Source organism: Testudinibacter sp. 'clade 2' (genome assembly GCF_006227735.1).
Classification (GTDB): domain Bacteria; phylum Pseudomonadota; class Gammaproteobacteria; order Enterobacterales; family Pasteurellaceae; genus Chelonobacter.
On the sequence record NZ_VDHB01000052.1, the window covers coordinates 1 to 6,113 of the forward strand.

Genomic DNA, 6,113 nt, shown 5'->3' on the forward strand with positions numbered 1-6,113 from the left:
GATGCTAAGGGTTTTTTGTATTGGTGCAAAAATAAATGTGTTGGATGAAAAACAGGCATTAACACCAATTTTTTAGCTAATATCAAGAAAACCGCAATAAATATTATTAAAGAGTGCCCGATTATTTTATAGTAAGTTTAGTGTAAATTTACACTGTGCAGATAAATACTTATTTTAATAACAATTTAGGGGGCTTATATGGATTTTTTTAACTTTTTTGCTCAGGCTGAGGAAATTGAGAATGATGTCCAGAGATATTCTTTATTAGAGCTTATTTTTTTAACCATGACAGCGGTGTTGTCAGGAGCAAAAACATGGTGCGATGTTCACCAGTTTGGTGAAAGCCACCTCTCTTGGTTGCGTCAATATTTACCTTTTACACAAGGCATTCCATCTAAAGAGACTATCGCTGATCTTGTTTGCAAACTTCATTCAAGCCAATTAAATGATATTTTTATCAATTTTGTTAACGAATTACGCCAGAGCAAAAATCTTGAGCAAATTCCATTGGATGGAAAAAACCTTCGTAACTGCTTCGGTAATGAGGCGAAAAGTGCACTGCATAGTATTACCATACAAAGTAAAATGCGCGGTGTGATACTGATACAGCATAAATCTCCACGTTGGCGTAATGAACAGCAAGGTGTGTTGGAAATACTCCAGACATTAAAATTGAGGCGAGCGATAGTTTCCGTTTATGCCTGCAACACACAGAAAAAGATTGTTGAGCAACTTAAGGATAAGCAAGCAGACTATGTGGTTGCTTTAAATAATAATCATGCAATGTTCCGCAAAGAAATTGCAGCTTATTTCCATAAAATGGAACGAGAAAATCCACAAGCTATTGATTATTATGAAAATATAAATACTGGGCGACAGTATAAGAAATTACCCGTTGATGAATGGTTGTCTGAACCCATGCGCTGGGAGGGGATTCAAGCGGTGCTGTGTGCAGAATCTCTGTCGACGTTGAGGCAGAACAGCAAATTAGACTCTAAGTTAGATTGTTATATCAGCAGTTTAAATGCGGCATTACCACAATTAGCAGAAAGTATTCGGGAGCATTTATCGCTCAAAAAAAGGAAGGTGCATTGGATGTTGGATGTAGTATATCGAGATGTCCGTGGTCTCAGTAGTAAAGATAACGGGGAAAAGAAGCTGACCTCCCTGCGTTATTATGCATTGCATTTAACCCGGCTGCACCCTGCGCAATTGAGTTTGCGTATGAAATTAAAAACTGCCGCTTGTTCGGATGCGTTTCGCGAAGAGCTGCTATTTGGTGTCGGTGAATAAACTGATCTAGTGGAATAAGAGCAAAAAAAACCGCACTTTAAACCCAGAAATAAAAGTGCGGTGAAAGGGGGCAATTGCTATTGGATTTTAAGCCACCCCAAAAATAACCTGAATATATTCAGGAAGGTAAACCTTTAGCATCAAATCAAGATGGCTCACCGTCAAGGGCTTTCCGATCGAATAAACATTTAGTTGTGATATTTATATAATACAAAAATTAATAAATCAATCCATTGACTATGCAGTCAATATATAAAAATCATTTACTTTAGATAAAATTTTATTTATTGTGAATTTTATTAGATTTTGTATGATTTGGGGTAGTGAACATTCTTTGCTATTTAGTGAAAAAAGACAAGATTTGAGCAATTAACTCCAATCTTGTCAAAATACCCAAGTGCGGTTATACACCGTATTGTTGTTGATATTGGCGCATTGCGGGGAGGAAGGGTTGGTAAACTGGGCTACGGTTCAAAAAAGTGAGGAGATCGTCTAAATCGATAATGGAGAGCACTCGGCAATCATAATCACGTTCTACTTCTTGAATGGCAGATAATTCCCCTTTGCCTTTTTCTTGACGATTTAGCGCAATCATCACCGCACTTAGCTTCGCATTATGGGCGGCAATCAGTTGCATTGATTCGCGAATAGCCGTTCCAGCAGTGATGACGTCATCAACCAACAGAACTCTGCCTTGTAATGGGCTACCGATTAAATTGCCGCCTTCACCATGATCTTTTGCCTCTTTGCGATTAAAGCACAGTGGCTTATCGCAACCAAATTGATTAGCTAATGCAATGGCAACGGTGGTGGCGATCGGAATACCTTTGTAGGCAGGACCAAACAGCATGTCATAGTCGATCCCTGAGGCTTGGATTGCCGCCGCATAAAATTCACCCAAACGTGCCAGATCACTGCCGGTGTTAAATAGCCCGGCATTGAAAAAATAGGGGCTGCTCCGACCAGATTTTAAGGTGAATTCACCAAATTTTAAGACATTGCGCTTGAGGGCAAATTCAATAAATTGTTGTTTATAATCTTGCATAAATCACCTTAATCATCGTTTAAGGCCGCACGTTGTACGGCAAAAATCTGCGCAATGCCACCCTGTGCCAATTCCAGTAATTGCAATAATTCCTGGTGACTAAACGGTTCACCTTCGGCCGTACCCTGCACTTCAATCATGCGTCCATCTTCGGCCATGACCACATTCATATCGGTTTCGGCAGCGGAATCTTCCACATATTCCAAATCGCATACCGCTGTACCGTCAACAATACCGACGGAAATTGCGGCAACCAACCCTTTGATCGGATTGGTTTTTAAATCGCCATTGGCAAGTAAAGTATTGATCGCATCAATCACAGCCACGCAAGCCCCGCTGATTGCCGCCGTGCGCGTGCCGCCATCGGCTTGAATGACATCACAATCGACGGTAATGGTGCGTTCACCAAGTGCGGTCAAGTCGATCATGGCGCGCAATGAACGACCAATCAAGCGTTGAATTTCCAACGTGCGTCCGCCTTGTTTACCGCGAGCGGCCTCACGCTGCATCCGCACATTGGTCGAGCGTGGCAGCATCCCATATTCAGCGGTGATCCAGCCTTGCCCCTGCCCTTTCAAAAAGCGCGGTACGCTATTTTCCAGGGTAGCGTTGCACAGCACTTTGGTATCGCCAAACTCAACGAATACCGAGCCTTCGGCATGTTTAGTATAGTGGCGACTGATTTTTATCGGGCGGGGCGCTTGTAAAGGGCGGTCATTTGGGCGCATTGGGATTCTCCATTATTCATCTATAATTCACAGCGAATTCTAGCATGAAACCGCACTTTACACACGACAGTCCGGTTTGAAATCGGTAGAATAGCCTAGTTTAATCATCGAATAAGGAAAAAATATGATTTACAGCATGACCGCATTTGCCCGTTTGGAACTGAAACAGAGTTGGGGCAATGCTGTATGGGAGATTCGTTCCGTCAACCAACGTTATTTAGAAAACTTTTTCCGTTTGCCGGAGCAGTTTCGTGGCTTGGAAAACAACTTGCGTGAAAAAATCCGTCAGCGGATCACCCGCGGTAAAGTGGAATGTAATCTGCGTTTGGAATTGAAAACACAAACCGCACTTGAACTACAGCTCAACCAGTCGTTGGCGCAGCAGGTGTTGCAATCGCTCAAATGGCTGCAACAGCAAGCCGGTGAAGGGGAGATCAGTTTAACCGATGTGTTGCGTTATCCCGGGGTAGTTGAAACACCGGAGCAAGACTTAGATCAAATCAGTCAAGATTTACTTACTGGGTTTGATCAACTGCTAGACGAATTTATCGCTATGCGTGGACGTGAAGGGCAGAAACTGCAAGAGATTATCCAACAGCGCCTGCAAGCGATCAGTGTTGAAGCGGACAAAGTGCGGTCGCAAATGCCGCAGATTCTACAATGGCAGCGGGAAAAATTGCAACAGCGGTTTGATGAAATCCAATTGCAAGCCGATCCGCAACGTTTGGAACAAGAGATGATTTTATTAGCACAGCGTGTCGATGTGGCGGAAGAGCTGGATCGGCTGCAAATGCATGTGAAAGAAACGACTGCAACCCTGAAAAAAGGCGGTGCTGTTGGGCGTCGGTTAGATTTTATGATGCAGGAATTAAACCGCGAATCGAATACACTTGCTTCGAAATCAATTAATGTTGAGGTCACCAACTCGGCAGTTGAGTTAAAAGTCTTGATCGAACAAATGCGCGAACAGATCCAGAATTTGGAATAAGCTAACACCGCACTTTGTATTTAACTCAACAGATCCTAAAGTGCGGTTAATCAGTTTGTTCTACTTTACAACCGCTTGCAATCACTTCGCCCAAACTGTTGCTCAGCACCGCACTTTCCGCTCTTTCCCACCAGTTCCATTGGATATTGGCGTAGCGTTTGCCACTGTCGGAGACGACGGGTTGCAGATGCTGACTGATGCCGTTCAGGGTCAGTTGAATCGAAGGATTTTTTGAGTGCTGTTTGATGGCTGAAGCATTGAGGGCAGTCACTTTGATTTGGATATTGTCATCGCAGTGGTAAAGGTGGGTAGTATTACGCTCAGGCAGGGTTTTATTTAATGCTGTCGAGCCGGAGGTGCTTTGTTGCGAGGTCAGGTTATTGTAGGTGTCAATCGGAGCATGACAACCGGATAGCAAGATGATAATGCAACTGAATAAACCTTTCTTCATCATAGGAATAAGCCTCATATTGACGTGATGAAATTTCAGTAAAAATGCCGTTATCATTTAGATAACGGCATTTTTTGATTATTTCTTATACTGATAACTGCCGTCGTTATTACGGATAAAGGTGCTGCCGTTTTGTAAGGTTAAACGGCTCACTCGGCCTTGTGAATTAACTTGAATCGTCACTTTGTCACCGGCTTTAAAGCTGCTGAGTGCTTTTTCACCGCCGTTGGCTTTGGTCATCGCATTGACATCGGCAATATTCAGATTGTTATTACGAAATACCTGCATCAAACTGACGCCTTGCGGGATAGTCAACGTGCGGCTGCTGCCGGAAGCCGTATTTTCGCTGGCTGTTTTAGTCGGTGCTGCCGCCTGTTTTGGCGCTACGGTCTGTTTGGCTGTGGTGGTTTTCGTTGTCGTGCTTGGTTGTGTTCTTGTCGGTGTACGAGTAGCTTGCTCTTTTGGCGCTTCATAACGAGGTGGCGTTGCTGCTGGTTGAGTGGCGGTAGTTTGCGGTGTCACAGCTTGGGCGCTTGTATTTTGAGTGCTTGCGCTTTGCGCTACCGTTCCAGCTGCTACGGCAGCGGCTTGAGTTGCGGCAGAAGTTGCCAAGGTTTGTGCATTGCTATCATTAGTGTTCGGTTGCGGTAGCAAGGCGTTGTTTTGATTATTATTTGGGGTGTTGAGCTGGTCGTTAGGCTGGTTGATCTGCTCTTCTTCCGAGTGATTCAACGATTGAAATTCTATCGGCAACGCATTCGAATTTTGCGCTTGTAGAGCATCAACAGTGGTGGTTGAACTTGGTTTTAACCAAAAGAAAATCAATAACACCAAAATCAGTGCCAATAAAGCAATGAATAAGCGACGGTGTTTGGCTGGCAAACGATTTAAGATGCCCCAAGTTTCTGGTTTTTTCAAGCGATTGCTCAATGGCTCATGCGCACTGTTTGCGTCATTAGCTGTGAGCGGCTCGACCGTGCTTTTAGCCGTCATTTCGCTAGCTGTTCCGCTTTGAGCTCCATTTTCTGCTGCAGATTGTAGATCATGAGGGGGCAGGTTTGTCGTGTTCATACTTTCCTCCTTGTGCTCACGTTTAGGTAACAAGCCTTTCGCCTTATCAAAAAAAGAGGGCTTTTCTTCAATCGGTTTTTTCGGCGTAATCGGTTCCATGTTGCTAAATTCAAATTTTAATTGATTCTGTTTTTCACCGGCGGTTGCTTCAGTATTGCTACGGTTTTGGTTCTCAGAAGTCACTAGACACCTCAAATTGTCAAAATATGTTTTTATGAATAAAAATATCTTTCTATTCTAAAGGAATTAGACAAAATAAAAACTGTTTTTGCTGGAATTTGGTGCGAATTTTTTACTTATGGCGTTAGGGTCTGTTGATCTTTGTTTATATTTTGAGTTGTCGTTTAAAATGAGCACAATCTAGGCGTAAGCCGAAATCAATAGTGGGACTATTGATGAGGATTACAACGACGAGTGTGCTCATTTTAAACACAATCCGCAGGACTATGACTCTTTTTCGCCACTACGGCGTTAAAAGCCGTTCGTTTAGAATGACTAAACTTCACAACTTTTGCCTTGTATTGGCGAAAAATAGTC

6 protein-coding genes are annotated in these 6,113 nt (G+C 43.2%); 2 read left to right on the forward strand and 4 right to left on the reverse strand.

The features are described 5' to 3' along the window. Window positions 1-198: 198 nt before the first annotated feature. Entirely contained in the window at window positions 199-1,293 is a 1,095-nt protein-coding gene (locus FHQ30_RS04470; RefSeq protein ID WP_139612317.1) for an ISAs1 family transposase, read from the forward strand. A 403-nt stretch (window positions 1,294-1,696) separates the two neighbouring features. On the opposite strand, the gene pyrE is transcribed toward FHQ30_RS04470, so the two are convergent. Further along, on the reverse strand, window positions 1,697-2,338 hold the full coding sequence (gene pyrE / locus FHQ30_RS04475; protein ID WP_139611913.1) for an orotate phosphoribosyltransferase: 642 nt from the start codon (window positions 2,336-2,338) through the stop codon (window positions 1,697-1,699). An 8-nt stretch (window positions 2,339-2,346) separates the two neighbouring features. Next, window positions 2,347-3,066: a ribonuclease PH gene (rph, locus tag FHQ30_RS04480; RefSeq protein ID WP_139611914.1), complete on the reverse strand. Its 720-nt coding sequence runs from the start codon at window positions 3,064-3,066 to the stop codon at window positions 2,347-2,349. 124 nt (window positions 3,067-3,190) lie between these two features. Here rph and FHQ30_RS04485 point away from each other — a divergent pair, with 124 nt between their 5' ends. Next, window positions 3,191-4,054 (forward strand): YicC/YloC family endoribonuclease, encoded by an 864-nt coding sequence (locus FHQ30_RS04485; RefSeq protein WP_139611915.1) that lies wholly within the window; start codon window positions 3,191-3,193, stop codon window positions 4,052-4,054. Between the two features lie 46 nt (window positions 4,055-4,100). Here FHQ30_RS04485 and FHQ30_RS04490 read toward each other — a convergent pair whose 3' ends face one another. Both FHQ30_RS04490 and FHQ30_RS04495 read right to left on the reverse strand, forming a co-directional pair. Further along, window positions 4,101-4,508 (reverse strand): MliC family protein, encoded by a 408-nt coding sequence (locus tag FHQ30_RS04490; RefSeq protein WP_176552668.1) that lies wholly within the window; start codon window positions 4,506-4,508, stop codon window positions 4,101-4,103. A gap of 75 nt (window positions 4,509-4,583) precedes the next feature. Further along, window positions 4,584-5,759: a LysM-like peptidoglycan-binding domain-containing protein gene (locus FHQ30_RS04495; RefSeq protein ID WP_139611917.1), complete on the reverse strand. Its 1,176-nt coding sequence runs from the start codon at window positions 5,757-5,759 to the stop codon at window positions 4,584-4,586. Window positions 5,760-6,113: the final 354 nt, after the last annotated feature.

Coding starts and splice junctions, on each gene's coding strand:
- FHQ30_RS04490 (WP_176552668.1), bottom strand. CDS start 4,508: ATGATGAAGAAAGGTTTATTCAGTTGCATTATCATCTTGCTATCCGGT.
- FHQ30_RS04470 (WP_139612317.1), top strand. CDS start 199: ATGGATTTTTTTAACTTTTTTGCTCAGGCTGAGGAAATTGAGAATGAT.
- FHQ30_RS04485 (WP_139611915.1), top strand. CDS start 3,191: ATGATTTACAGCATGACCGCATTTGCCCGTTTGGAACTGAAACAGAGT.
- pyrE (WP_139611913.1), bottom strand. CDS start 2,338: ATGCAAGATTATAAACAACAATTTATTGAATTTGCCCTCAAGCGCAAT.
- rph (WP_139611914.1), bottom strand. CDS start 3,066: ATGCGCCCAAATGACCGCCCTTTACAAGCGCCCCGCCCGATAAAAATC.